This window comes from Rubellimicrobium sp. CFH 75288 (assembly GCF_009904055.1).
In the GTDB taxonomy this organism is placed as follows: Bacteria; Pseudomonadota; Alphaproteobacteria; order Rhodobacterales; family Rhodobacteraceae; genus Rubellimicrobium.
In genome coordinates this window covers 294,130-315,707 of the sequence record NZ_WYDP01000003.1, presented here as the reverse complement: position 1 = coordinate 315,707, position 21,578 = coordinate 294,130, and the positions used below count along the sequence as shown (strand labels likewise).

Below are 21,578 nucleotides of genomic sequence, written 5' to 3'. Positions count from 1 at the left end.
CGGGACGCGATGACCTATTGCGTGGGGCTCAAGATGGCCAGGGGGCTCGTGTTCATGGCCGACACCCGCACCAATGCGGGCATGGACAACATCTCCACCTTCCGCAAGCTGTTCACCTGGGAGAATCCCGGCGAGACGGTCATCACCCTGATGACCGCCGGCAACCTCGCGACCACCCAGGCCGTCGTCTCGCTGATCGACGAGCGCAACAAGGCCCCGTCCGAGCGCCACCCCGCCATCCTCGAGCTTCCCTCCATGTTCCAGGTCGCCCGCCATGTCGGCCAGACCCTGCGCGAGGTCATCGCCCAGGCCGGCGACGAGGGCGAGCGCGCCGAGACCTATTTCAATGCGACGCTGATCGTCGGCGGCCAGGTCAAGGGCTCCGAGCCGCGCCTGTTCCTGATCTACCCCGAGGGCAACTTCATCGAGGCTGGCGAGGACACGCCCTTTCTCCAGATCGGCGAGTTCAAGTACGGCCGCCCCATCATCGTGCGCGCCTTCGATGCCAACATGAGCTTCGAGGCCGCCGTCAAGCTCCTGCTGGTCAGCTTCGATTCGACCGTCAAGGCCAACCTGTCCGTGGGCCTGCCGCTCGACCTGCACATCTACGAACGCGACGCGCTCCGGCGCGGGCTCCAGCGGCGGTTCAGGGCCGACGATCCCTATTTCCAGACGATCAGCCACGGCTGGGGCGACGCGCTCAAGAGCGCGTTCGACTCGCTGCCGGATGTGGTCCTGTGACCGCCCGCGTCTATGCCGTGGGCGACATCCACGGCCAGCTCGACGCCCTCGCCGAGGCCCACGCCCTGATCGCCGCGGACGCCGCCCGCACGGGCGAGGACGCCCCCGTGGTCCATCTGGGCGATCTCGTGGACCGCGGCCCGGAAAGCGCCGAAGTCGTCGAATACCTGCGCATGGGTCCCGCGCGCGGCGGCCCCTGGATCGTGCTGCGCGGCAACCACGACCTGATGTTCCGCCTGTTCCTCGACGACCACCGGACGCGCGATCCCGGCCTCAGCGAGCGCCATACCTGGCTCGATCCGGAACTGGGGGGCCGGGCGACGCTGCGCTCCTACGGGGTGGACGCCTCGCCGGACCGTCCGGCCGGGGACATCTGGGCCGAGGCGCAGGCCCGCGTGCCCGCCGCCCACCGCGTCTTTCTCGACAACCGCCCTCTCCTGTGGCGGACGGAGGCAGCGGTGTTCGTCCATGCGGGCATCAGGCCGGGGGTCCCCCTCATCCTTCAGGAGCCGCAGGACCTGCTCTGGATCCGCCGCGGCTTTCTCGAGGACGGGCGCGACCACGGCGTTCTGGTCGTGCACGGACACACCGCCCTTCCCGCGCCGCGCCATCACGGCAACCGCGTCAACCTCGACGGCGGCGCCGGCTACGGCCGACCGCTCCGCCCGGCGGTGATCGAGGGGCGCGACGTGTTCCTGCTGACCGAAGACGGCCGCCAGCCCCTCCTGCCCGAGGGCTAGGCGCCCGCCGCCGCCCGCCGCAGGGCGTCCAGGTCGCTGTTGCCCTCCATCGGCCCCACCCGCGTCACCGCCAGCGCGCCCGCCGCTGCGGCCAGCCGCAGCGCCTCCTCCGGCGCGTCGCCCAGGACCAGCCGCGCGACCAGCGTGCCCCCGAAGCAGTCGCCCGCCCCGGTCGGGTCCGCCTCCCGCACCGGCAGGGGCGGCGCGTGGACCGGCCCGGCCGCGCCCCGCACCCACAGCGAGGCGCCCGCCGCGCCCCGCTTGAAGGCCACCGCCTCCGCCCCCTGCCCCAGCAGCCGCGGCGCCCAGACCTCGAAAGGTTCGTGGGGAAACAGCGCCGCCGCATCCGCCTCGGACGGCAGGACGAATGCCGCGCGCCCGAGCAGCCGCCGCACCGCCTCGCCCGCCGCCGCCTCGGCCATCAGCTCGGGCCGAAGGTTGGGGTCGAAGGACAGCCGCACCCCCCGCCCCTCCAGCGCGTCCAGCGTGGCGAGGAGCCGCGCGCGCATTCCCCCGTCGCCGAGGGAGGACCCGGTGACATGGACCACCCCCACCCCCATGCGCAGGAACGCCGCCGCCACCTCGTGCCCGTGCGGGAAGCGCGGCGCGGCCGAGGCGGCGATGGTATAGACGAACTCGCGCGCGCCCGCCGCGTCATAGGACACGAACGCGATCCCCGTGGGCAGGGCCGGGTCGCGCTCGACCAGCGACACGTCCACCCCGGCCGCCTCCAGCCGCCCCAGCACCACGGCGCCGAACGCGTCCCGGCCCACCGCCCCCGCGATCGCCGTCCGCGCGCCCGCCCGCGCCGCCTGGTCGATGAAGATCGCGGGCGCCCCGGACGGAAAGGGCCCCGCATAGACCCCGCCCTCCCCGTGGCCGCCCCCGCGCCCCTCGCGCACGAACTCGACCAGCAGCTCGCCCAGTGTGGCGATGGCGGGGGGTCGTCCCATCGTGTCTGGCCCTTTTCGCGTGCACCGGCGGCGGAACGGCGGCCGCCCCCTCCCTCCTGCCCCCCGGCCGCCCCCGCTTGCAACCCCCCGCGGACTGGGCTTCTCTGACGCCGGGGCAGAGGGGGGGCACCGATGGAACAGACCTGGCGCTGGTTCGGCCCGCTCGATCCCGTCCCCCTCGCCCATGTCCGCCAGGCCGGCGCCACCGGCGTCGTCACCGCCATCCACGAGCATTACCGCGGCGAGGTCTGGCCCGAAGCCGCGATCGACGCCCGCAAGGCCGAGGTGGAGGCGGCGGGCCTCGTCTGGTCGGTGGTCGAATCGATCCCGGTCCCCAACGCCATCAAGCTGGGCGGCCCCGCCGCGCGCGACGCCATCGCCGCCTGGACCGAGACGATGCGCCGCCTCGCCGCGCGCGGCCTGCGGACGATCTGCTACAACTTCATGCCCGTGGTGGACTGGACGCGCACCGCCTCGCGCCACCCGATGCCCTCGGGCGGTCTGGCCATGCGGTTCGACTGGACCGACTTTGCCGCCTACGACCTGTTCGTGCTCCGCCGCCCCGGCGCCGAGCGCGACCACCCGCCCGAGCGCGCCGCCGCCGCCGAGGCCCGCCTCGCCGCCATGACCCCCGAGGAGGTCCACGCGCTCGAGCACACCGTCATCGCGGGCCTTCCGGGCGCCGAGGGCTCGCACGACCGCGACGGGGTCCGCCGCCTGATCGCCGAATACGGCGACCGTTCGCCCGACGACCTGCGCGCCGCGCTCCGGGCCTTCCACGAGGCGGTGGTGCCCGTCGCACGCGACCTCGGCGTGCGGCTCTGCATCCACCCCGACGACCCCCCCTTTCCCATCTTCGGCCTGCCCCGCATCGTCTCCACCGCCGGGGATCTCCGGGCCATCTTCGACGCCGTCCCCGAGCGCGAGAACGGCCTGACCTTCTGCGCAGGGAGCCTCGGCGCGCGCGACGACAACGACCTGCCCGCGATCCTCGCGGCGCATCTCGACCGCACCCATTTCGTCCATCTGCGCAACGTCAGCACCGATCCCGACGGCTCCTTCACCGAGGACGACCACCTCACCGGCAATGCCGACATGGTCCGCCTCCTCGCGCTGCTCCTCGCCGAGGAGGCGCGCCGGCGCGAGGCGGGCCGCCCCGACTGGCAGATCCCCTTCCGCCCCGATCACGGCCACCTGCTGCTCGACGACCAGTCCAAGGAGACGCTGCCCGGCTATTCCGCCATCGGCCGCCTCAAGGGCCTCGCGGAGCTGCGCGGCATCATCCGGGCGCTTACCCACCCCGCCGTGGAGATCCGCCCGTGACCGCCCGCTTCGCCGACCGGGTCGCCCTTGTCACCGGCTCCAGCGGCATGGGCCTCGCCACCGCGCTCCGCCTCGCGCGCGAGGGGGCGCGGGTCCATCTCTGCGGCGTGGACGAGGCGCGCAATGCCGAGGCCCGCCGCGCCGCGGAGGGCCTCCCCGTCACCGTCTCGCGCGTGGACCTGACCGACGACGCGGCCGTGCGCGACTGGGTCGAGGGGGCGGCCGCGGAGGGCCTTGACATCCTCGTGAACGCGGCCGGTGTGCAGACCTACGGCGATCTCGGCACGACCACGCCGGCCGAATGGGACCGCTCGCTTGCCGTCAACCTGCGCGCCCTGTTCGTGACCAGCCACCATGCCTGGCCGCACCTGCGCGCGCGCGGGCGCGGCTGCATCGTCCACGTCACCTCCGTCCAGGGCTTCGCCAACCAGCGCAACGTGCTTGCCTACGCCACCGCCAAGGGCGCGGTTCATGCCATGACCCGGGCCATGGCCGTGGACTGCGCCCCCCACGGGGTGCGCGTCCTCTCCGTCAGCCCCGGCTCGATCCGCACGCCGCTCCTCGAATGGGGCGCGGGCCAGGTCGCGGGCGAGGGCCGGACGGCGGAGGACGTGATCGCCGAATGGGGGCGCGGCCATCCCATCGGCCGCGTGGGCGAGGCCGAGGAGGTCGCCGCCCTGATCGCCTTCGCATGCTCGGACGAGGCGGGGTTCCTCACGGGGACGGACCTGCGCATCGACGGCGGGCTGACCGCACGGCTGGGCGGCGTCTAGCGGTCGCGCTCCAGCAGCCAGGCATGTTCGGGGTCCGGCTGGAACCGCCAGGCCCGCCGCGGCCCCGCCATCACGTTCAGATAGTACATCTCGAAGCCATGGGGCGCCGCGCAGGGATGGTGCCCGCGCGGCACCAGCGTCACGTCCCCGTCGCGCACCGCCATCGTCTCGTCCAGGGTGCCGTCCTCCGTATAGACGCGCTGCACACCCCATCCCGCGCGCGGCTCCAGCCGGAACCAGTAGGTCTCCTCCAGAAGGGTGATGCGGGGAAAATCGTCCTCGTCGTGGCGGTGCGGCGGATAGGACGACCAGTGCCCGGCCGGCGTGAACACCTCCGTCACCAGCAGCGAATCGGCCACGTCGCGGCCCTCCATCGCGATGTCGTGGATCAGCCGCAGGTTGGTGCCTCGCCCCCGCTCGCGCAGCGCGATCCCCTCGGGGCCCAGCCTCTGCGCCGGCCGCCCCCCGCCCGATGGCGCCGAGCACAGCGCCACATGGGCCTCCGTGTCGGCCTCCACCGCCCATTCCGCCCCCGGCGGCAGATAGAGGGCATGGGGCGCCGTCCGCTCCCACACGCTCATCCGCCCGCCCATCGGGCCCCAGTCCCGCCCCGCGGCCCGCACCCGCACGCGCCCTTCGGCGACGACCAGGATCGCCTCGCGCCCCTGCGGCACCGTGCCCTCCGCCCCCTCGCCGGGCCCCAGCCGCCACAGCGCGAACCCCACATGCGACCAGCCCGCGCTCGCGGGTGTCACGTCATGGACCAGACCGCGCGCGGCCGCAGGACGCAGCAGGAGACGGCTCACTTGTCGGGCTCCCTCGGGTTGAAGTTGAAGAAGAAGTGCCATCCGGCATAGAGGCCGATCGCGCCGAACAGGATGCCCCAGAACGGACTGCCGCCCGCGAACTCCACCAGCGCCCAGCCGCAGCTCAGCGCAACGATCACGACCCGCCGCCAGAGCGGAATGAAGAACGGGTGGTTCAGGTCGAACAGACGGTCCATCGCATCCTCCAGGCAGACCCTCCGAACGTCGTCGCCCGGGCCGCCCGCCGCAAGACCCGCTCAGGCCCGGACCTGACCCGCCCGCGCCCGCTCGTAGCCCCGGCGGCTCTCGCGGACCTCCGCCCGGTCCGAGACCTCGGGCACCGCCACGTCCCACCAGTGCCCGCCGTGCGGGGTCGAGGGGTCGGGGTCCGTGTCGATCACCACCACATAGGGCCGGTCGCGCCCGCCGCGGGCGGCCAGCGCCGCCTCCAGCTCCGCGATACCCCCGACCTTGACCGCCTCCGCCCCCAGCGCGGCCGCATGGGCGGCGAAGTCCACCGCCGGCGGGCGCACGCCGCGCGCGTCGCGCAGCAGGTTGTTGAACGCCGCCCCTCCGGTCGCCCGCTGCAAACGGTTGATGCAGCCATAGCCGCGATTGTCCGTGAGCACGACGGTGAAGCCGATCCCCATGGCGGCCGCCGCGGCCAGCTCGCTGTTGGCCATCAGATACGACCCGTCGCCCACCATGCAGATCACGTCCGCGCCGGGCTCGGCCATCGCGATGCCCAGCGCGCCCGCGATCTCGTAGCCCATGCAGGAATAGCCGTATTCCATGTGATAGGAGAGCGGCCGCCCCGCCTTCCACAGCTTGTGCAGCTCGCCCGGCATGGTCCCGGCGGCGCCCATCACGACCGTCGCGGGCCCCGCCGCGCGCTGGACCGCGCCGATCACCTGCTGGTCGGTGGGCAGCGCATTGTCCTCGGGCCCCGGTGCCGCCGTCAGCGGGTCCACCAGCGCGAACCACCGCGCCTTCATTCCCTCGTCGAAGGCCGGCGCCTGCCAGCCCTCCAGCGCCGCCCCCAGCGCCTCCAGCCCGGCCTGCGCATCCGCCAGCAGCGGCTCCGCCCCCCGCTTGGCCGCGTCGAAGGCATTGACGTTGAGCGAGACGAGCCGCGCCCCGGCCGGAAACAGCGCCCAGGACCCCGTGGTGAAGTCCTGAAACCGTGTGCCCACCCCCAGCACCACGTCGGCCTCGCGGCAGAGGGCATTGGCGCTCTCCGCCCCCGTCACGCCGACGGGCCCGAGGTTCAGCGGATGGTCCCAGGGCAGCGCCGACTTGCCCGCCTGCGTCTCCACCACCGGCAGCCCATGCGCCTCGGCAAAGCGGCGCAAGGCGTCGGCCGCGTCCGCGTAGTGCACGCCGCCCCCCGCGACCAGCACGGGCCGGCGCGCTTCGCGCAGCAGCACGGCCGCCGCCTCCAGCTCGGCCGGATCGGGCCGGACCCGCCGCACCCGCCAGACCCGCGGGGCGAAGAACGCCTCCGGCCAGTCCCAGGCTTCCGCCTGCACGTCCTGCGGAAAGGCCAGAGTCACCGGCCCGCATTCGGCCGGGTCCGTCATCACCCGCAGCGCCCGCGGCAGGGCCGCGACCAGCTGCTCGGGCCGCTCGATCCGGTCGAAATAGCGGCTGACGGGGCGAAAGCAGTCGTTCGCGGACACGGTGCCGTCGCCCCAATCCTCCACCTGCTGCAGCACCGGGTCGGGCCCCCGCCCCGCGAACACGTCGCCCGGCACAAACAGCACCGGCAGGCGGTTGACATGCGCCAGAGCGGCGGCCGTGACCATGTTGGTCGCCCCCGGCCCGATCGAGGACGTCACCATCATCGCGTGCCGCCGCCGCGTCTGCTTGGCAAAGGCGATGGCGGCATGGGCCATGGTCTGCTCGTTGTGGCCCCTCCAGGTCGGAAAGGCCTCGCGATGCGCGTGCAGCGCCTCGCCCAGCCCCGCCACGTTGCCGTGCCCGAAGATCGCCCAGGCCCCCGCCACCACCGGCGCCCCGTCCTCGGCCATCTGGCGGGTCAGCCAGCGCACCATGGCCTGCGCCGCCGTCAGCCGGATCGTGCTCATGCCGCCTCTCCCCTGCCTGCCGCCGCCCGCGCCCGGTCCCAGGCCGCGCACAGCGCGCCGTAGCGCTCGGCCATCTGCGCCACGGCCTCCGCATCCGTGATCGCGCCGCGCATCCACAGCCTCGCCGCCGCGCCGAAGATCGTCCGCCCCACGGCGAACCCCTTGACCAGGGGCTCGCGCGCGGCCAGCGCGAAACTCGCCTCCAGCTCCGCCGCGGGCGCCTCGAGGCCCAGCACCACCACCCCGCGTACATGGGGGTCGTGCCGCCCGATCGCCTCGCAGGCCGCGCGCCAGGCCCCTTCCGTGCGGAACGGCTCGAGCTTCCACCAGTCCGGGTAGAGGCCCCAGCCATAGACCCGATCCACGATGCGCGCGGTCGTGTCGTCCTCCACCGGGCCGACCTTGGACGGGATCACCTCCAGGAGGACCTCCAGCCGGTGGCGCCGCGCCGCCGCGAACAGCCGGCGCAGGGTCTCCTCCTGCTCGGCCCACAGGCGCGCGTCGTCGTCCGGGTGGCAGAAGCACAAAACCTTGACCACATGCGAGAGCGGCCACTCCCCCAGCCCCCCGCCATCCGGCCCCAGCTCCGGCTCGAGCCGCAGCGGGCGCGAGCCCGGCCATTCCGCGGGCCGCCCGATCCACAGGCCCGTCCCGGCCGCCTCGTGCAGCGCGTCGCGCCCCAGCCGCCCGTCGCACAGGATGCCGTAGCCTTCGCGCCCCCCCGCCACCTCGCGCGCCGCCCGCAGGCAGAGCCGCTTGAAGGCGCCGATCCGCTCGGGCGTCGCACCCTCCAGCGCCTCCATCTGCGCCCGGTGGTCGAAGGCGAAGACCCGCAGCGCGTCGAAGCGCCCGTGCCGCGTGGTGGACCAGTGGATCTGCTCCAGCGCCTCGTCGTGGCGCAGGTCCGGCCGCACCACCCCGCGCTGCAGGAAGAAGTCCAGCTCCGCGGCCGACGGATAGGCTGGCGTGCAGCCGTGCCGGCTCACGGCGAGGGCCCCGCAGGCATTGGCAATGCGCAGCGCCTCTCCCCAGGGCGCATCCTCCAGCCAGCCCTTGAGCAGCCCGGCCATGAACCCGTCGCCCGCGCCCAGCACGTTGAAGACCTCGACCGCAAAGCCGGGGCCCGCCTCGCCGTCCTCCAGCCGCTCGGGGATCGCGCCGGGAAAGGCGACCGCACCGGCCGCGCCCCGCTTGCAGACCAGCACCGCCCCGGTCAGTGCGCGCACCGCCCGCAGCGCGGCAACCGTGTCGGTCGTGCCGCCGGCGATGTGGAACTCCTCCTCCGTGCCCACGATCAGGTCGAACAGCGGCAGATGCGCCTGCAGCCGCGCGGTCACCGCCGCGCTCTCGGCATAGCGGCTCTCGCCGTCGCCGTGCCCCCCCAGGCCCCACAGGTTGGGCCGGTAGTCGATGTCGAGCGCGCGCCGCGCCCCCGCCTCGCCCGCCAGCCGCAGCGCCTTCAGCACGGCGGCTTCCGTGCGCGGATGGCTCAGATGCGTCCCCGTTGCCACCACCGCGCGCGCCTCCGCGATCAGCGCGGGGTCGATGTCGTCCTCGCACAGCGCCATGTCCGCGCAGTTCTCGCGATAGAAGATCAGGGGAAAGGTGTCGCGGTCGCGGATGCCCAGGATCACCAGCGCGGTCAGCCGCTCGGGATCGGTCCTGACCCCGCGCACGTCCACCCCTTCGCGCGCCAGCTCCTCGCGCACGAAGCGTCCCATATGCTCGTCGCCCACGCGGGTGACGAGGGCGGCCCGCAGCCCCAGCCGGGCGCAGCCCGCCGCGATGTTCGTGGGACTGCCGCCGACATACTTTCGGAAGCTTCCCATGTCCTCCAGCCGGCCGCCCACCTGCGCGCCATAGAGGTCCACCGAGGCCCGCCCGATCGTCACGACGTCCAGCACCGCCCCGCCCTCCCTCAGCCCGTGATCTCGGCCACGCGCACGGCCCGCCCCTCGCGCACCGACACCAGCGCCGCATCCGCCAGCGCTAGCGCCCGCATCCCGTCCTCGCCGGAGGGCGAGGGCGCCTCCCCGTCCCGCACCGCGCGGACAAAGGCCGCGATCTCGGCCGCATAGGCCGCCACATAGCGCGTCATGAAGAAGCCCAGCAGGGGCGGGCGCACGAACCCCGCGGCCGTCGCCACCTCGATGTTGGCCTCCCGGTGGTTCTCGGCCGCGACCGCCCCCTTCGCGCCCAGCACCTCGATGCGCTGGTCGTAGCCATAGGCGGCCCGGCGCGAGTTCGTGATGATCGCCTGCCGCCCCGAACCCGTGCGCAGGATCACGTTGGCGCTGTCGAAGTCGCCCGCCTCCCCGATCGCCGGATCGGTCAGGACCGAGGCCGCGGCCCACACCGTCTCGGGCTCCTCGCCCAGCAGCCAGCGCGCCATGTCGAAATCGTGGATCGTCATGTCCCGGAAGATCCCGCCCGAGCGCGCGATGTAGTCGAGCGGGGGCGCCGCCGGATCGCGCGAGGCGATGGTGACCATCTCCACCGCTCCGATCGTTCCCTCCTCGATCGTCGCCTTGACGGCGCAGAAATCGGGGTCGAAGCGGCGGTTGAAGCCCACCATCAGCACCGCCCCCGCCTCCTCCACCACGCGCAGGCAGGCCCTCACCCGCGCCAGAGACAGGTCGATGGGCTTCTCGCAGAACACGGCCTTGCCCGCGCGCGCGAACCGCTCGATCAGGTCGGCATGGGTGTCGGTCGGCGTGCAGATCACGACCGCGTCCACGTCCGCCGCCCGCTCGATCGCCTCCACCGGGCGCACCTCCGCCCCGTGCTCTCGCGCGAGCGCCTCCGCGGCCGAGGGCACGGCATCGGCCACCGCCACCAGCTCCGCCCCCCCCTCGCCCCGGATGGCGCGCGCATGGACCCGCCCGATGCGCCCCGCCCCCAGAAGCCCGATCCTCACCGCCATGTCGCGTCCCTCATTCCGGATAGGCTCCGGCCACGTTCTGATCGAAATCGACAAGCGCGCCGGTCATCACGCCCGACCGCTTGGACAGCAGATAGCAGACCAGCGCCGCCACGTGCTCGGGCTTGACCAGCATCCCCATCGGCGCGGACGCCTCCGCCCGCTCCAGCCAGTCGTCGCCCGCCCCGTGCCAGCGGCGCTGGGTGGCATCCTCGCCTGGCGTGTCCATCCAGCCGCAATTGATCCCGTTCACCCGGATGCGGTGCCGCCGCAGCGCCTGCGCCGCGTTCTTGGTCACGTTGGCAAGGGCTGCCTTGGACGCCGAATAGGGCGCGAGAAAGCTCTGCCCGCAATGGACGACCATGCTCAGGATGTTGACGCAGCCCGCCGGATGCCCGCCCTCCACGGCCCGCTGCGCCAGCCGCTGGAGCGCGAAGAACGGCCCCCGCGCGTTGACGGCGAACTGCCGGTCCCACTCCTCCACCGTGCAGTCCAGCACCGAGGCGCGGTCCGTCACCGCCGCCGCGTTGACCAGCGCCGTCACCCGCCCCCAGCGCGCCGCCGCCGCGTCGATCAGCCCCGCCGCCTGCCCCGGATCGCCCATGTCGGCCGCCACAAAGACGCCGCCGACCCGCGCGGCCGCCGCTTCTCCCCTGGCGCGGTCGCGCCCCGCCAGCAGCAGCCGGGTGCAGCCCTCCGCCCGCAGCGCCTCCGCCACCGCCAGCCCGAGGCCCTGCGTCCCGCCCGTGACGACGGCGACCGTCTGCTCATGCGCCCCCATCAGATCAGCGCCGCCGCCGCGTTCTGCGACTTCACGCCCGTGATGTAGGCCACGATGTCGTTGCCGTCCGTCTCCTCCCGCCGGAGCGAGGCGACGATGTGCCCCCGCCGGAACACCACGATCCGGTCCACCAGGTCGAAGACCTGCCGCAGGTTGTGGCTGATGAGGATGAGGGGAATGCCCTGATCCTTCAGGTTGCGGATGATGTTCTCGACCTGCGCGGTCTCCTGCACACCCAGCGCCGCCGTGGGCTCGTCCATGATGATGAGCTTGGAGGCGAAGGTGGCCGACCGCGCGATGGCCACGCATTGCCGCTGCCCGCCCGACATGTGCCGGATCGCGTTGTCCAGCCGCGGGATGCGCACGCCCGTCCGCCGCAGCCCCTCCTCCGTCGCCCGCCGCATGGCCCGCCGGTCCAGGATCGAGAACGGCCCCAGGTTCCAGCGGATGATCTCGCGCCCCAGGAACAGGTTCGAGGGCACGTCCAGATCGTCGGCCAATGCGAGGTTCTGGAACACGCATTCCATCCCCGCCTCGCGCGCCTCCAGGGGACCCGCGAAATGGACCTCGCGGCCGTCGAACCAGATGCGCCCCGCGGTGCGCTGCTCCACCCCCGTGATCTGGCGCACGAAGGTGGACTTGCCCGCGCCGTTGTCGCCGACGATGGCGACATGCTCGCCCCGGCGCAGCTCGAAATCCGCGTTCACCAGGGCATGGACGCCGCCGTAATGCTTGGTCAGCCCCTCGGTCCGCAGCACCACCTCCGCCATCGCCTCACCCCCTCAGCGCGCGGCGCCGCTGCCGCCAGACGTCCAGCGCGACGGCGCCGACGATGATGCCGCCCTTGATCATCTCCTGATAGTAGGCGTCCACGCGCAGAAAGGTGAACCCGCTGATGATGATGCCGAAGATCAGCATCCCCAGCGCCGTGCCGATGATCGAGCCTCGCCCGCCGACCAGGCTCACGCCCCCGATCACCGCCATGGCGATCGCGTCGAGTTCGTACATCACCCCCAGCCCCGCCTGCGCGGTCAGCTGCCGCGACACCGCGATCAGGCCCGCCACCGCGGCGAGGCTGCCGGCCAGCGCATAGACCAGCACCAGGTGGCGCTCGACATTGATCCCCGACATGCGCGCTGCGTCGCGGTTGGAGCCGATCGCATAGGTGCGCGTCCCGTAGAGCGTGAAGCTCAGCAGCGCCTGGAACAGCACGGCCAGCGCCACGAAGATCAGCACCGGCATCATCCCCTGCCCCAGCGCGGCGAAGGACGGGGTGGGATTGGAGACGGCCTCCCCGGCCGTCCACCACTTGGCCACGCCGCGCGCCGTCACCATCATGCCCAGCGTGGCGATGAAGGGCGGGATCTTCGCATAGGCCACCAGCGCCCCGTTCACGACCCCCGCGATCAGCCCCAGCACCAGGCCCACGGCGATGGGCACCGCCACCGGCAGATCGACCCAGCCCTGCTCCCAGAACACCGCGCCGGTGAAGTCCGCGCCGTTGCGCGTGCCCGCCTGGGCAAAGCTCATGGCGATGATCCCCACCATCCCCACGAGGCTGCCCGAGGACAGGTCGATCCCCCCCGTGATGATGACCTGCGTCACCCCGATGGCGATGATCCCCACCACCGCCACCTGCAGGATCATGATCCGCAGGATCGCCGTGTTGCCCAGGAAGGTCTGACCCCGGATCGCCCAGGCCAGCGCCTCGAAGACCAGCGCGATGGCCACCAGGCCGATCAGCGCGTTCAGTTCCGTGGGCCAGGCGCGCCGGCCCCTCGGGGCGGCCGCACCCGGATTGATCGCCATGTCGGCCATGGGCGGTCTCCTCCTCGCGCGCACGGGGCGGCGCGGGATCGCCCCCGCGCCGCCCCACCCCTCAGTTGCGGGTCAGGTACCCGTCGATGTTCTCCGGCGTCACGAGCTCGAAGGGGATCCAGACCTCGCGCGCGACCTCCTCCCCGCGCGCCAGCGCCAGGGCGGTGTCCACCGCGCCCGCGCCCTGCCCGGCCGCGTCCTGGAACACCGTCACGTCCAGATCGCCCGCCTGCATCGCGGCCAGCGCGTCCTGCGTGGCGTCGATCCCGGCCACGATGACGTCGTCCATCGAGATCCCGGCCGCCTTCAGGGACTGGATCGCACCGATCGCCATCTCGTCGTTGTTCGAGACCACGGCGTCGAACTCGACCCCCGCGCCCAGCCAGTTGGTCATCAGGTCCGCGCCCTGCTGGCGGTTCCAGTTGCCCGTCTGCTCCTCCACGATCTCCATGAACGCGCAATCCTCGCGCGCCACCGTGTCCCGGATCATCTGCGAGCGCGTGATCGCCGCCTCGTTGGACAGCTCGCCCATGATCAGGATGACCCGGGCGGGGTCGGTGCCCTGCTCGCGCAGCAGACGGCACACCTCCGTGCCCTGCAACGTGCCCGAGTCCCGCTCGTTCGAGCCGACAAAGGCCTGGTTGTCCGGCAGGCTCTCGAGGTTGATCGGCATTCGGTTGACGAAGACCAGCGGCACACCCGCCGCCGCGGCGGCATCCGTCATCGCCTGCGTGGCCGAGGTGTCCACCGGGTTGACGATGATCGCATCCACGCCCGCGGCGATGAAGTTCTCGATCTGGTTGAGCTGCCGGCCCACGTCGTTCTGCGCATCCTCCACCTGCAGGTCCACGCCCTCCAAGCCCTGCGCATGCGCGATCATCCCGTTGCGCAGCACGGTCAGGAAGTTGTCGTCGAACAGCGCCATGGAAACGCCGATCGTCTCGGCACTGGCGGTGCCGGCCAGAATCCCGATCAGGCCCGCTGCGATGGTGTTGCGTGTCATCCGTGTCCTCCCGTTCAGGCGTCCGGCGCGCCGTTCCTCCTCGGCCGGAAAGCCGCACCCCTCGGGCGGCGGCCCCTTTCCCTCCGTCAGGCCGCCTCGCGGGCGACCCCGTCCCGGAGAAACTCCATCGACCGGCGCAGCGCGCCCTCCGGGTCGGGCAGCGCATGGACCGAGGCGGCAAAGCATTCCACGCTCGCCACCCCGCGCCAGCCCGCCGCCTCCAGGGCACGGATCTGCGCCACGCTGCCCAGCCGGTCGCCCGGCCCCGGCAGCACCCGGTGCCCGTCGCGCATCTCGGAGGCCGAGGGCGCGGGGTCCTCCACGCCCGAGACATGGACGAGTCCCGTCAGGTCGGGAAACAGCGCCGCCTCGCCCGCCAGGTGATGGTGGAACGTGTCGTGGACCAGCCGGAACCGCCCGCGCAGGCCCAGCGCCTCGACCGCCTCCGCCGCCTCCTCCTTCAGCCGCAGCGAGGAGGTCTCGAAGCCCAGCGGCTCGATCAGCCCGATCAGGCCGTGATCCTCCAGGATCGGCCCCAGCGCGCGCAGCGCCACGCGCAGGTTGGCCTGCCGCTCGCCGTTGTTCAGTCCGGCCCCGTCGTTGCGCGGGATCAGCGCCACGCCCTCCGCGCCCGCCGCCGCGGCCGCGCGGATCAGCGAGAGCGCCTCCGATTCCCGGTCGCCGGTCCAGTCGTTGAAGCGCGCCAGTTCGGCCAGGGCCAGGAGCCGCAGCCCCCGCGCGCGCAGCGCCGCCCCCGCCGCCGCCGGCTCCGCCCCGTCGAAGGGGGGCCTGCCCAGATCGGTGCGCGCCTCGACTCCCGCACAGCCCAGCGTGGCCGCCAGATCCGCCAGACGCGCAAAGGACAGGGCCGGCGCCGTCATGTGGTTGATCGCGAACGCCGGCATGGCCCTCTCTCCCCCTGCCCGCGCGGCGGTTCCGATCCGCCGGCGGTCCGGTTCGACGCTCGCCCCCGCCGCCCGGCCCGTCAACCGCAGGGTGCGATCTTCACCTCAGAGCCTGAGGCGCCGTCCCGCGCAATCCTGACGAAAAGACGTCACACCGATTCGGGCAGGACCAGTTCGGGGCGCAGGAAATGCTGCCCCGGCACGGGCGAGAGACCGCCGCGCACCGCCTCGGCCGCCAGGCGGATCAGGTCGTCGCAGAGCTGCGGCAGCGGCGTGGCGATCACCATGGTCGCATAGCGGTCCACCAGCGCGGCCCGGCTTTCTGGCGTCACCTCGTTGACGACGAGCTGCACCGCCCCCGGATCGCGCACTTCCCGCAGCGCGGCGATGGCCCCTTCCATGCCGCCGCCCGCGCAGTAGATCCCCCGCAGGTCCGGGTGCCGCTCGAGCAGGTCCAGCGTCGCCTCGTAGGTCAGCTGCCGCGTCTCGAGGTTCACGAGCGTGTCGAGCACCGCGAAATGCGGGGCGAACTCGCGGAAGTAGGAGCGGAATCCCGTCTCGCGCAACTCGTGGCCGTGCCAGCGGTAGCCACCCACGAACACCGCCACCTTGCCCGGCCGGTGCGCCGCCATCGCGATGGCCGAGGCGGCGATCCGCCCGACCTTGATGTTGTTGAGGCCCAGATAGCTCTGCCGCACCCCGGCCGCGAAGTCGTTGAGCAGCGCGAATCCCGGCACGCCCTCGGCCTTGAGCGCGGCGATGGCCTCCGTCACGTCCGGGTGCGAGACGGCCGTGGCCGCCACCGCGTCCGCCCTCCCTCGCATCCCCTCGATCAGGCGGATGAAGTCCCCCGGCGCCTGCGAGGGCGAGAACTCGATCGCCAGACGCACGCGCAGCCCGGTCGCCCGTCGCGCCGCCGCCTCCAGCTCGGCGGCAAAGGCACGGTAGAAGGCCTGCTTCTCCTTGTGCAGCACCACGCCCAGCCGCAGCTCCGGCACATCGGGCCGCAGGCGCTGGGCGATCAGCGGCGCGGCGTGATAGCCGATCCGCCGCGCCGCCTCGTAGACCCGGCGCGCCGTCTCCTCGCGCACTGCCTCGCGCCCGTTCAGCACGCGATCCACCGTCGCCGGGCTCACGCCGGCGGCCGTGGCGACATCGCGGATGGTCGGCCGACGGCCCATGCCCGATCCTGAAGGAATTGCATCACGTGATCCCCTCATCCCTGACGAAACCTGCGGAAAAGTCCATCCCCCTCGCTTCGGCCGCGCCATCCGCTGCGCTAGGCCGCCTGCGGCACCCGCACCGGAGGAGAACCACCATGCGCCCGCGCGACTACAGCCTGAGAGGACCCGATGCCCGCCGCGCCGTCGAAACCGGCCTCGCGGCGGCCGAGTGGTACCATTCGGAGATCCCCCGCAAGACCATGAAGGATCTGATGCAGCGCCGCGACGGCCCCGCGATCCGCGACACGCTCGTCTGGCTCGGGGCCATGGCGCTCCTTGCCGGGACCGCCTCGTGGCTCTGGGTCGCGGGACATGCCTGGTGGTCCCTGCCCTTCTGGCTCGGCTACGGGGTCCTCTACGGCTCGGGCGGCGATTCGCGCTGGCACGAATGCGGGCACGGCACGGCCTTCCGCACCGGCTGGATGAACGAGGCCGTCTATCAGCTCGCCTCGTTCATGATGATGCGCAATCCCGTCTCCTGGCGCTGGAGCCATGCGCGCCATCATACCGACACGATCATCGTCGGCCGCGACCCGGAGATCGCGGTGATGCGCCCCCCGGCGCTGGCGCGGCTCGTGCTCAACCTCGTCGGCATCCCCGATGTGCTGGCCGCCCTCCGCCGCATGATCCTCAACGCCGCGGGCCGCCTCCACCCGGAGGAGGCGACCTTCATTCCCCCCTCCGAGGCGCCGAAGGTCGTGCGCATCGCGCGCCTCTGGCTCGCCATCTACGCCGCCACCGTCGCCGCCGCGCTGCTCCTGTCCTCCTGGCTGCCGCTCCTGCTGATCGGGGGGCCGCGCCTCTACGGCGCCTGGCACCACGTGCTGACGGGGCTTCTCCAGCACGGGGGACTGGCCGACGACGTGACCGACCACCGGCTCAACTCGCGCACCGTGCTGATGAACCCCGTCTCGCGCTTCATCTACTGGAACATGAACTACCACGTGGAGCACCACATGTTCCCGATGGTGCCCTATCACGCGCTGCCGCGGCTGCACGCGCTGATCCGCCACGACCTGCCCGCTCCCGCGCCCTCGATCTGGGCCGGCTACCGCGAGATGCTGCCCATCCTGCGCCGCCAGCTCCGGGGCGAGGACGTGGCCCTGCGGCGGGCGCTTCCGCCCACGGCCCGCCCCTATCGCGACGAGTTCCATGCCGCCCCCGTCGCGGCCGAATGACCGGAGGAGAATTCCCATGCCCTGGACCGACGCCTGCGCCACCGACGCCATCGAGGAGGAGGACGTGATCCGCTGGGACCACGGGGGGCGGACCTATGCCCTCTACCGCTCCCCGGACGACCAGTTCTTCTGCACCGACGGGCTGTGCACCCACGAGCAGGTCCACCTCGCCGACGGGCTGGTGATGGACCACATCATCGAATGCCCCAAGCACAACGGCCAGTTCGACTACCGCACCGGTGCGCCGCTGCGCGCCCCCGTCTGCACCGCCCTGCGCACCTACCCCGTCCGGGTCGAAGGCACCCGCGTGCTCGTGGACCTCGGCTGAGGCGGTTTCAGGCCCCGTCCCCCAGCTTCATCAGAGCCAGCCCCAGCACGATCAGCAGCGCGGCGAGCAGACGCGTCGCGCTCGCCCCCTCGCCGAGCGCGAGGACGCCCACGGCAAAGGCGCCCACCGCCCCGATCCCCACCCAGATCGTGTAGGCCGTGCCCAGCGGCAGCGTCCGCATCGCCGCCGCGAGCAGGCCGAAGCTGCCGGCCATGGCCGCGCCCATCACCAGCGTCGGGCCCAGCCGCGTGAACCCGTTCGACAGCTTCATGGCAAAGGCCCAGACGACCTCCAGGACCCCTGCAACGATCAGAAACACCCAAGCCATGGCATCCTCCGTCGAGGCCAGGCCGTCCTGGTCGCTGCAACCCGCATCGGGAAGGGTCGTCCCTCGCCGCCCGACCTAGTCCTTCCGTGCCGCGGCGCAAGAGGTCCGGGCCCGGCCCCTCCCGGCCCGCGGCTCAGTCGTCGCGGCCGCCGTGCCGCTCGTTGCCGTCGGCCGAATCGTTCAGGTCGGCCCGGGTCTCCTCGAAGCTGCGCGTGATGTCGTCGGTCTCGTTCAGGTCCTCGGGCTCCAGGCTCTCCACGGTGCCGATCTCGCCGCCGGCAAAGCTCGGGTCCTCGCCCTCCCCGTCCAGCAGCCGCTCCTCCAGCGGGATCTCCTCGTCGGCCCCGTCCTGCAGGAAGTCGCGGTGCTCGGGCAGGACCGGCCCGCCCTCGGGGATCACCGTGCCCTCGTCCTCGAAGGCGCCCACCTGCTCGCCCAGCGCCACCTCGGGGATCACGTCGGGGTCCAGCTCCTCGTGCTCGGGGCGCAGCGACAGGTCGCCGTGCTGCGTCTCCGTGCCGCGGCGGCCCAGTCCCATGCGGCGGCCCTCCTCGCCCGCGCCGCCCCCCGTCCCGGCGATGTCGCCCAGCCGCTCGGCCCCCTCGCCGCGCACGGGCAGGTCGGGGTCCAGGTCGGGCTCGGGGACCGACCGCGCCGCAGGGTCCAGCGCCGGGTCGTCGCCCTGCTCGGGGCCGCCGAACGCCCCCGGCTCGGCCGCGGCCAGCCGCGCCCGGTTCCACGCCGCCTTCTCGGCATGGGCATCGGGCAGGATCGAGGTGTCGAACGGCTCCTCCTCGATGCTCAGCGTGCCTGCTTCGGGCGGCGCCAGCCCCGCGCCGGGCACGCCGCCGGGGCCGGGATCGCCGTCGTCCATCGGCCCCTCGTCGTCGCCGTCCAGGTCCAGGTCGGCCCAGCCGTCGTTCTCCAGCTCCTCGATCGCCCCGGGCTCGGTCCCGTCCCGGTCGGCGACGGGGTAGCCCGGCCCCGCGATGCCGCCCTGCTGTCCGTCGCCGTCCGTCGCCGGCCGGTCCGCGCCCGGCTCTGCATCCGCGTCGGAACCCGATCCGGCGGCCGTGGTCTCGCGCTGCGGTCCGGCAGAGGCCGAGGCCCCGTGCCGCCGGGCCCAGGCCGCCTCGATGGCACGTCCCGCGCCGGCTTCCGTCCGTTCGCCCTGCATGATGGTTCCCCTCCTGCGGCTCCGTCCCTTCAACGGACGGCCGCCCCCCGGGTTCCCCTCAGCCGCAGCGCGAGAAGCCGCAGGTCGCGCAGGTCAGGCAGCCCTCCTCCAGCCGCGTCTCGGCGCTGCCGCAGGCGGGACAGGGCGCGCCCAACCGCACGGGCATGTCGCGGTCCAGCGGCTCGGCCGCCGCCGCGCCGTGCCCTGCGCCCTGCCCAGCCCCCAGCGGGTCCGCGGTCAGCGCCGCCGCACCCTCGGGCAGGAACCCCGTCCGCCGCAGGTGCCGCTCGATGACGCCCCCGATGGCGGCCAGGATGGAGGGGACATAGCGCCCCCCCATCCACGCGCCCCCCCGAGGATCGAACACCGCCTTCAGCTCCTCGACCACAAAGGACACGTCGCCGCCGCGCCGGAACACCGCCGAGATCATCCGCGTCAGCGCCACCGTCCAGGCGTAATGCTCCATGTTCTTGGAGTTGACGAAGATCTCGAAGGGCCGCCGCCGCCCGTCCTCGCCCACCACGTCGTTGATCGTGATGTAGAGCGCGTGCTCCGATCCCGGCCAGCGCAGCTTGTAGGTCGCCCCCTCCACCACCTCGGGCCGCTCCAGGATCGGATGCCCCGCCCCCGCTTCCGGGCGGGGCGCCCCCACGCTCAGCACGCTCCCCGTCACGGGGTTCGGCCGATAGGTCGTGCAGCCCTTGCACCCCATCTCCCAGGCCGCGCGATAGACGTCGCGGAACGCCTCGAAGGGGATGTCCTCGGGCACGTTGACGGTCTTCGAGATGCTCGAATCCACCCATTCCTGCGCCGCCGCCTGCATCCGCACATGCTCGATCGGCGTCAGGTCCTGCGCCGTCACGAAGGCCTCGGGCAGGGGCGCCTCCCCCCGCAGCCGCCGCCACAGCGCGACGGCCCAGTCCACCACCTCCTCCTCGCGCCGGCTCCCGTCGGGCAGCAGCACCTTGCGCCGGTAGGACGCCGCAAAGACCGGCTCGATCCCCGACGACACGTTGCCCGCATAAAGCGAGATCGTCCCCGTCGGCGCGACCGAGGTCAGCAGCGCGTTGCGCACCCCGTGCGCGGCCACCGCCTCGCGCACCTCCTCGTCCATCCGCCCCATCATGTCCGAGGCCATGAACGCCTCGCGGTCCCAGAGCGGAAACGGCCCCTTCTCCCGCGCCAGCTCTGCGCTCGCCAGATAGGCCGCCCGCGCGATCGCGCGCATCGTCCCGCGCGTCCACTCCGCCGCCTCCTCCGAGCCGTAGCGCAGCCCCAGCATGACCAGCGCGTCCGCGAGCCCCGTGACGCCCAGCCCGATCCGCCGCTTGGCCCGCGCCTCCTCCGCCTGCTGCGGCAGGGGAAAGCGGCTCAGGTCCACCACGTTGTCCATCATCCGCACGGCCACGCGCACGAGGCCCGCCAGCGCCTCGCCGTCCAGCGCCGCCCCCGCCCCGAACGGGTCCCGCACCAGCCGCACGAGGTTGACCGATCCCAGCAGGCACGCCCCGTAGGGCGGCAGCGGCTGCTCGCCGCACGGATTGGTGGCCGCGATGGTCTCGGCGTAGCGCAGGTTGTTGCGCGCGTTGATCCGGTCGATGAAGATCACCCCCGGCTCGGCCTGCTCATAGGTCGCGCGCATGATCCGGTCCCACAGCGCCCGCGCCCGGACCGTGCGGAAGACCTGACCGCCGAACACCAGGTCCCAGGGCCCGTCCGCCTCCACCGCCGCCATGAAGGCGTCCGTCACCAGCACCGAGAGGTTGAACATCCGCAGCCGCGCCGGGTCCGCCTTGGCGGCAACGAAGTCCTCGATGTCCGGGTGATCGCAGCGCAGCGTCGCCATCATCGCCCCCCGGCGCGAGCCCGCCGACAGGATCGTGCGGCACATCGCGTCCCACACGTCCATGAAGGACAGCGGTCCCGACGCGTCCGCCCCGACCCCCCGCACCGGCGCGCCCCGGGGGCGGATGGTAGAAAAGTCGTAGCCGATCCCGCCGCCCGCCTGCATCGTCAGCGCCGCCTCCTTCAGCGCCTCGAAGATGCCGGCCATCGAATCCTCGATCCGCCCCATGACAAAGCAGTTGAACAGCGTCACGTTGCGCGCCGTCCCCGCCCCGGCCAGGATGCGCCCCGCGGGCAGGAAGCGGAAATCCTCCAGCGCCGCGTAGAACGGCCCCTCCCAGCGCGCGGGCTCCGCCTCGACCGAGGCCAGCGCCCGCGCCACCCGGCGCCAGCTGTCCTCCACGGTCAGGTCCACGGGCGCCCCGTTCTCGTCCTTCAGGCGGTATTTCATGTCCCACACCGCCTCCGCGATCGGGGCGGGAAAGCGGGACGGCGCGGCCAAGGGGGGGCGCTGGTCGTTGGCCATGAAAGCCTCCGGGGGGAATCGGGCGGGGCGCGGCGCGGACCCGAAGGCTAGGGCCCCTCCCGCCCCCGGTCAACGAGATGTGGGGGCAGCCCCCTTGCCCTGCCGCCCCCGCCGCCCCATCCT

The 21,578-nt window shown here is 73.0% G+C and carries 21 protein-coding genes; 6 read left to right on the top strand and 15 right to left on the bottom strand.

Annotated features, from left to right (window positions below; all coding sequences use genetic code 11):
• The first annotated feature begins 9 nt into the window (after positions 1-9).
• Both GT358_RS04815 and GT358_RS04810 read left to right on the top strand, forming a co-directional pair.
• Positions 10-741, top strand: coding sequence for a proteasome-type protease (locus GT358_RS04815; RefSeq protein ID WP_166581445.1), 732 nt, complete (start codon positions 10-12; stop codon positions 739-741).
• Positions 738-1,481: a metallophosphoesterase gene (locus GT358_RS04810; protein WP_166581444.1), complete on the top strand. Its 744-nt coding sequence runs from the start codon at positions 738-740 to the stop codon at positions 1,479-1,481. The genes GT358_RS04815 and GT358_RS04810 overlap by 4 nt, the downstream gene beginning before the upstream one ends.
• Here GT358_RS04810 and GT358_RS04805 read toward each other — a convergent pair.
• On the bottom strand, positions 1,478-2,434 hold the full coding sequence (locus GT358_RS04805; RefSeq protein ID WP_166581443.1) for a sugar kinase: 957 nt from the start codon (positions 2,432-2,434) through the stop codon (positions 1,478-1,480). The two genes, GT358_RS04810 and GT358_RS04805, sit on opposite strands and share 4 nt — an antisense overlap.
• Before the next feature lie 132 nt (positions 2,435-2,566).
• On the opposite strand from GT358_RS04805, the gene uxuA reads away from it, so the two are divergent.
• Together uxuA and GT358_RS04795 are read left to right on the top strand one after the other, a co-directional pair.
• Positions 2,567-3,757, top strand: a complete 1,191-nt coding sequence (uxuA, locus tag GT358_RS04800) for a mannonate dehydratase (RefSeq protein ID WP_166581442.1) — start codon at positions 2,567-2,569, stop codon at positions 3,755-3,757.
• A complete protein-coding gene (locus GT358_RS04795; protein ID WP_166581441.1) occupies positions 3,754-4,530 on the top strand; it encodes an SDR family oxidoreductase in 777 nt (258 codons plus the stop codon). The genes uxuA and GT358_RS04795 overlap by 4 nt, the downstream gene beginning before the upstream one ends.
• Here GT358_RS04795 and iolB read toward each other — a convergent pair.
• The 11 genes from iolB to GT358_RS04740 form a co-directional block, all read right to left on the bottom strand.
• A complete protein-coding gene (gene iolB, locus GT358_RS04790; protein WP_166581440.1) occupies positions 4,527-5,336 on the bottom strand; it encodes a 5-deoxy-glucuronate isomerase in 810 nt (269 codons plus the stop codon). The genes GT358_RS04795 and iolB overlap by 4 nt on opposite strands.
• Positions 5,333-5,533, bottom strand: a complete 201-nt coding sequence (locus tag GT358_RS04785; protein WP_208103323.1) for a hypothetical protein — start codon at positions 5,531-5,533, stop codon at positions 5,333-5,335. Before GT358_RS04785 ends, iolB begins: the two co-directional genes overlap by 4 nt.
• A 60-nt stretch (positions 5,534-5,593) precedes the next feature.
• Positions 5,594-7,423 (bottom strand): 3D-(3,5/4)-trihydroxycyclohexane-1,2-dione acylhydrolase (decyclizing), encoded by a 1,830-nt coding sequence (iolD, locus tag GT358_RS04780; RefSeq protein ID WP_166581439.1) that lies wholly within the window; start codon positions 7,421-7,423, stop codon positions 5,594-5,596.
• The gene (iolC, locus tag GT358_RS04775; protein ID WP_166581438.1) at positions 7,420-9,327 is read right to left on the bottom strand and encodes a 5-dehydro-2-deoxygluconokinase; all 1,908 of its coding nucleotides are present in this window, start codon (positions 9,325-9,327) and stop codon (positions 7,420-7,422) included. The genes iolD and iolC overlap by 4 nt, the downstream gene beginning before the upstream one ends.
• A gap of 14 nt (positions 9,328-9,341) precedes the next feature.
• On the bottom strand, positions 9,342-10,346 hold the full coding sequence (gene iolG, locus GT358_RS04770; RefSeq protein WP_166581437.1) for an inositol 2-dehydrogenase: 1,005 nt from the start codon (positions 10,344-10,346) through the stop codon (positions 9,342-9,344).
• A 10-nt stretch (positions 10,347-10,356) separates the two neighbouring features.
• Positions 10,357-11,124 (bottom strand): SDR family oxidoreductase, encoded by a 768-nt coding sequence (locus tag GT358_RS04765; protein WP_166581436.1) that lies wholly within the window; start codon positions 11,122-11,124, stop codon positions 10,357-10,359.
• The gene (locus tag GT358_RS04760; RefSeq protein ID WP_166581435.1) at positions 11,124-11,894 is read right to left on the bottom strand and encodes an ATP-binding cassette domain-containing protein; all 771 of its coding nucleotides are present in this window, start codon (positions 11,892-11,894) and stop codon (positions 11,124-11,126) included. The genes GT358_RS04765 and GT358_RS04760 overlap by 1 nt, the downstream gene beginning before the upstream one ends.
• Before the next feature lie 4 nt (positions 11,895-11,898).
• Positions 11,899-12,942 (bottom strand): ABC transporter permease, encoded by a 1,044-nt coding sequence (locus GT358_RS04755; RefSeq protein ID WP_166581434.1) that lies wholly within the window; start codon positions 12,940-12,942, stop codon positions 11,899-11,901.
• A 61-nt stretch (positions 12,943-13,003) separates the two neighbouring features.
• Positions 13,004-13,945 (bottom strand): sugar ABC transporter substrate-binding protein, encoded by a 942-nt coding sequence (locus tag GT358_RS04750; protein WP_166581433.1) that lies wholly within the window; start codon positions 13,943-13,945, stop codon positions 13,004-13,006.
• Between the two features lie 86 nt (positions 13,946-14,031).
• Positions 14,032-14,850, bottom strand: coding sequence for a TIM barrel protein (locus GT358_RS04745; protein WP_166581432.1), 819 nt, complete (start codon positions 14,848-14,850; stop codon positions 14,032-14,034).
• Between the two features lie 149 nt (positions 14,851-14,999).
• Positions 15,000-16,031 (bottom strand): LacI family DNA-binding transcriptional regulator, encoded by a 1,032-nt coding sequence (locus GT358_RS04740; protein ID WP_166581431.1) that lies wholly within the window; start codon positions 16,029-16,031, stop codon positions 15,000-15,002.
• A gap of 137 nt (positions 16,032-16,168) precedes the next feature.
• Here GT358_RS04740 and GT358_RS04735 point away from each other — a divergent pair, with 137 nt between their 5' ends.
• Both GT358_RS04735 and GT358_RS04730 read left to right on the top strand, forming a co-directional pair.
• Positions 16,169-17,251 (top strand): fatty acid desaturase family protein, encoded by a 1,083-nt coding sequence (locus tag GT358_RS04735; protein ID WP_166581430.1) that lies wholly within the window; start codon positions 16,169-16,171, stop codon positions 17,249-17,251.
• A 16-nt stretch (positions 17,252-17,267) separates the two neighbouring features.
• Positions 17,268-17,579, top strand: a complete 312-nt coding sequence (locus GT358_RS04730; protein ID WP_166581429.1) for a MocE family 2Fe-2S type ferredoxin — start codon at positions 17,268-17,270, stop codon at positions 17,577-17,579.
• Between the two features lie 7 nt (positions 17,580-17,586).
• On the opposite strand, the gene GT358_RS04725 is transcribed toward GT358_RS04730, so the two are convergent.
• From GT358_RS04725 to GT358_RS04715, 3 genes are all read right to left on the bottom strand, one after another.
• A complete protein-coding gene (locus GT358_RS04725) occupies positions 17,587-17,907 on the bottom strand; it encodes a multidrug efflux SMR transporter (RefSeq protein WP_166581428.1) in 321 nt (106 codons plus the stop codon).
• 133 nt (positions 17,908-18,040) lie between these two features.
• Complete coding sequence (locus GT358_RS04720; protein ID WP_166581427.1) at positions 18,041-19,084, bottom strand: hypothetical protein; 1,044 nt, start codon at positions 19,082-19,084, stop codon at positions 18,041-18,043.
• Positions 19,085-19,142: 58 nt separating this feature from the next.
• A complete protein-coding gene (locus GT358_RS04715) occupies positions 19,143-21,455 on the bottom strand; it encodes an adenosylcobalamin-dependent ribonucleoside-diphosphate reductase (RefSeq protein WP_166581426.1) in 2,313 nt (770 codons plus the stop codon).
• Between the last annotated feature and the right edge of the window lie 123 nt (positions 21,456-21,578).

Bases quoted from the DNA above. Each gene is read 5' to 3' on its own strand.
- GT358_RS04815 (WP_166581445.1), top strand. From the start codon at position 10: ATGACCTATTGCGTGGGGCTCAAGATGGCCAGGGGGCTCGTGTTCATG.
- GT358_RS04805 (WP_166581443.1), bottom strand. From the start codon at position 2,434: ATGGGACGACCCCCCGCCATCGCCACACTGGGCGAGCTGCTGGTCGAG.
- uxuA (WP_166581442.1), top strand. From the start codon at position 2,567: ATGGAACAGACCTGGCGCTGGTTCGGCCCGCTCGATCCCGTCCCCCTC.
- GT358_RS04785 (WP_208103323.1), bottom strand. From the start codon at position 5,533: ATGGACCGTCTGTTCGACCTGAACCACCCGTTCTTCATTCCGCTCTGG.
- iolD (WP_166581439.1), bottom strand. From the start codon at position 7,423: ATGAGCACGATCCGGCTGACGGCGGCGCAGGCCATGGTGCGCTGGCTG.
- iolG (WP_166581437.1), bottom strand. From the start codon at position 10,346: ATGGCGGTGAGGATCGGGCTTCTGGGGGCGGGGCGCATCGGGCGGGTC.
- GT358_RS04765 (WP_166581436.1), bottom strand. From the start codon at position 11,124: ATGGGGGCGCATGAGCAGACGGTCGCCGTCGTCACGGGCGGGACGCAG.
- GT358_RS04760 (WP_166581435.1), bottom strand. From the start codon at position 11,894: ATGGCGGAGGTGGTGCTGCGGACCGAGGGGCTGACCAAGCATTACGGC.
- GT358_RS04755 (WP_166581434.1), bottom strand. From the start codon at position 12,942: ATGGCCGACATGGCGATCAATCCGGGTGCGGCCGCCCCGAGGGGCCGG.
- GT358_RS04750 (WP_166581433.1), bottom strand. From the start codon at position 13,945: ATGACACGCAACACCATCGCAGCGGGCCTGATCGGGATTCTGGCCGGC.
- GT358_RS04745 (WP_166581432.1), bottom strand. From the start codon at position 14,850: ATGCCGGCGTTCGCGATCAACCACATGACGGCGCCGGCCCTGTCCTTT.
- GT358_RS04740 (WP_166581431.1), bottom strand. From the start codon at position 16,031: ATGGGCCGTCGGCCGACCATCCGCGATGTCGCCACGGCCGCCGGCGTG.
- GT358_RS04735 (WP_166581430.1), top strand. From the start codon at position 16,169: ATGCGCCCGCGCGACTACAGCCTGAGAGGACCCGATGCCCGCCGCGCC.
- GT358_RS04730 (WP_166581429.1), top strand. From the start codon at position 17,268: ATGCCCTGGACCGACGCCTGCGCCACCGACGCCATCGAGGAGGAGGAC.
- GT358_RS04725 (WP_166581428.1), bottom strand. From the start codon at position 17,907: ATGGCTTGGGTGTTTCTGATCGTTGCAGGGGTCCTGGAGGTCGTCTGG.
- GT358_RS04720 (WP_166581427.1), bottom strand. From the start codon at position 19,084: ATGCAGGGCGAACGGACGGAAGCCGGCGCGGGACGTGCCATCGAGGCG.
- GT358_RS04715 (WP_166581426.1), bottom strand. From the start codon at position 21,455: ATGGCCAACGACCAGCGCCCCCCCTTGGCCGCGCCGTCCCGCTTTCCC.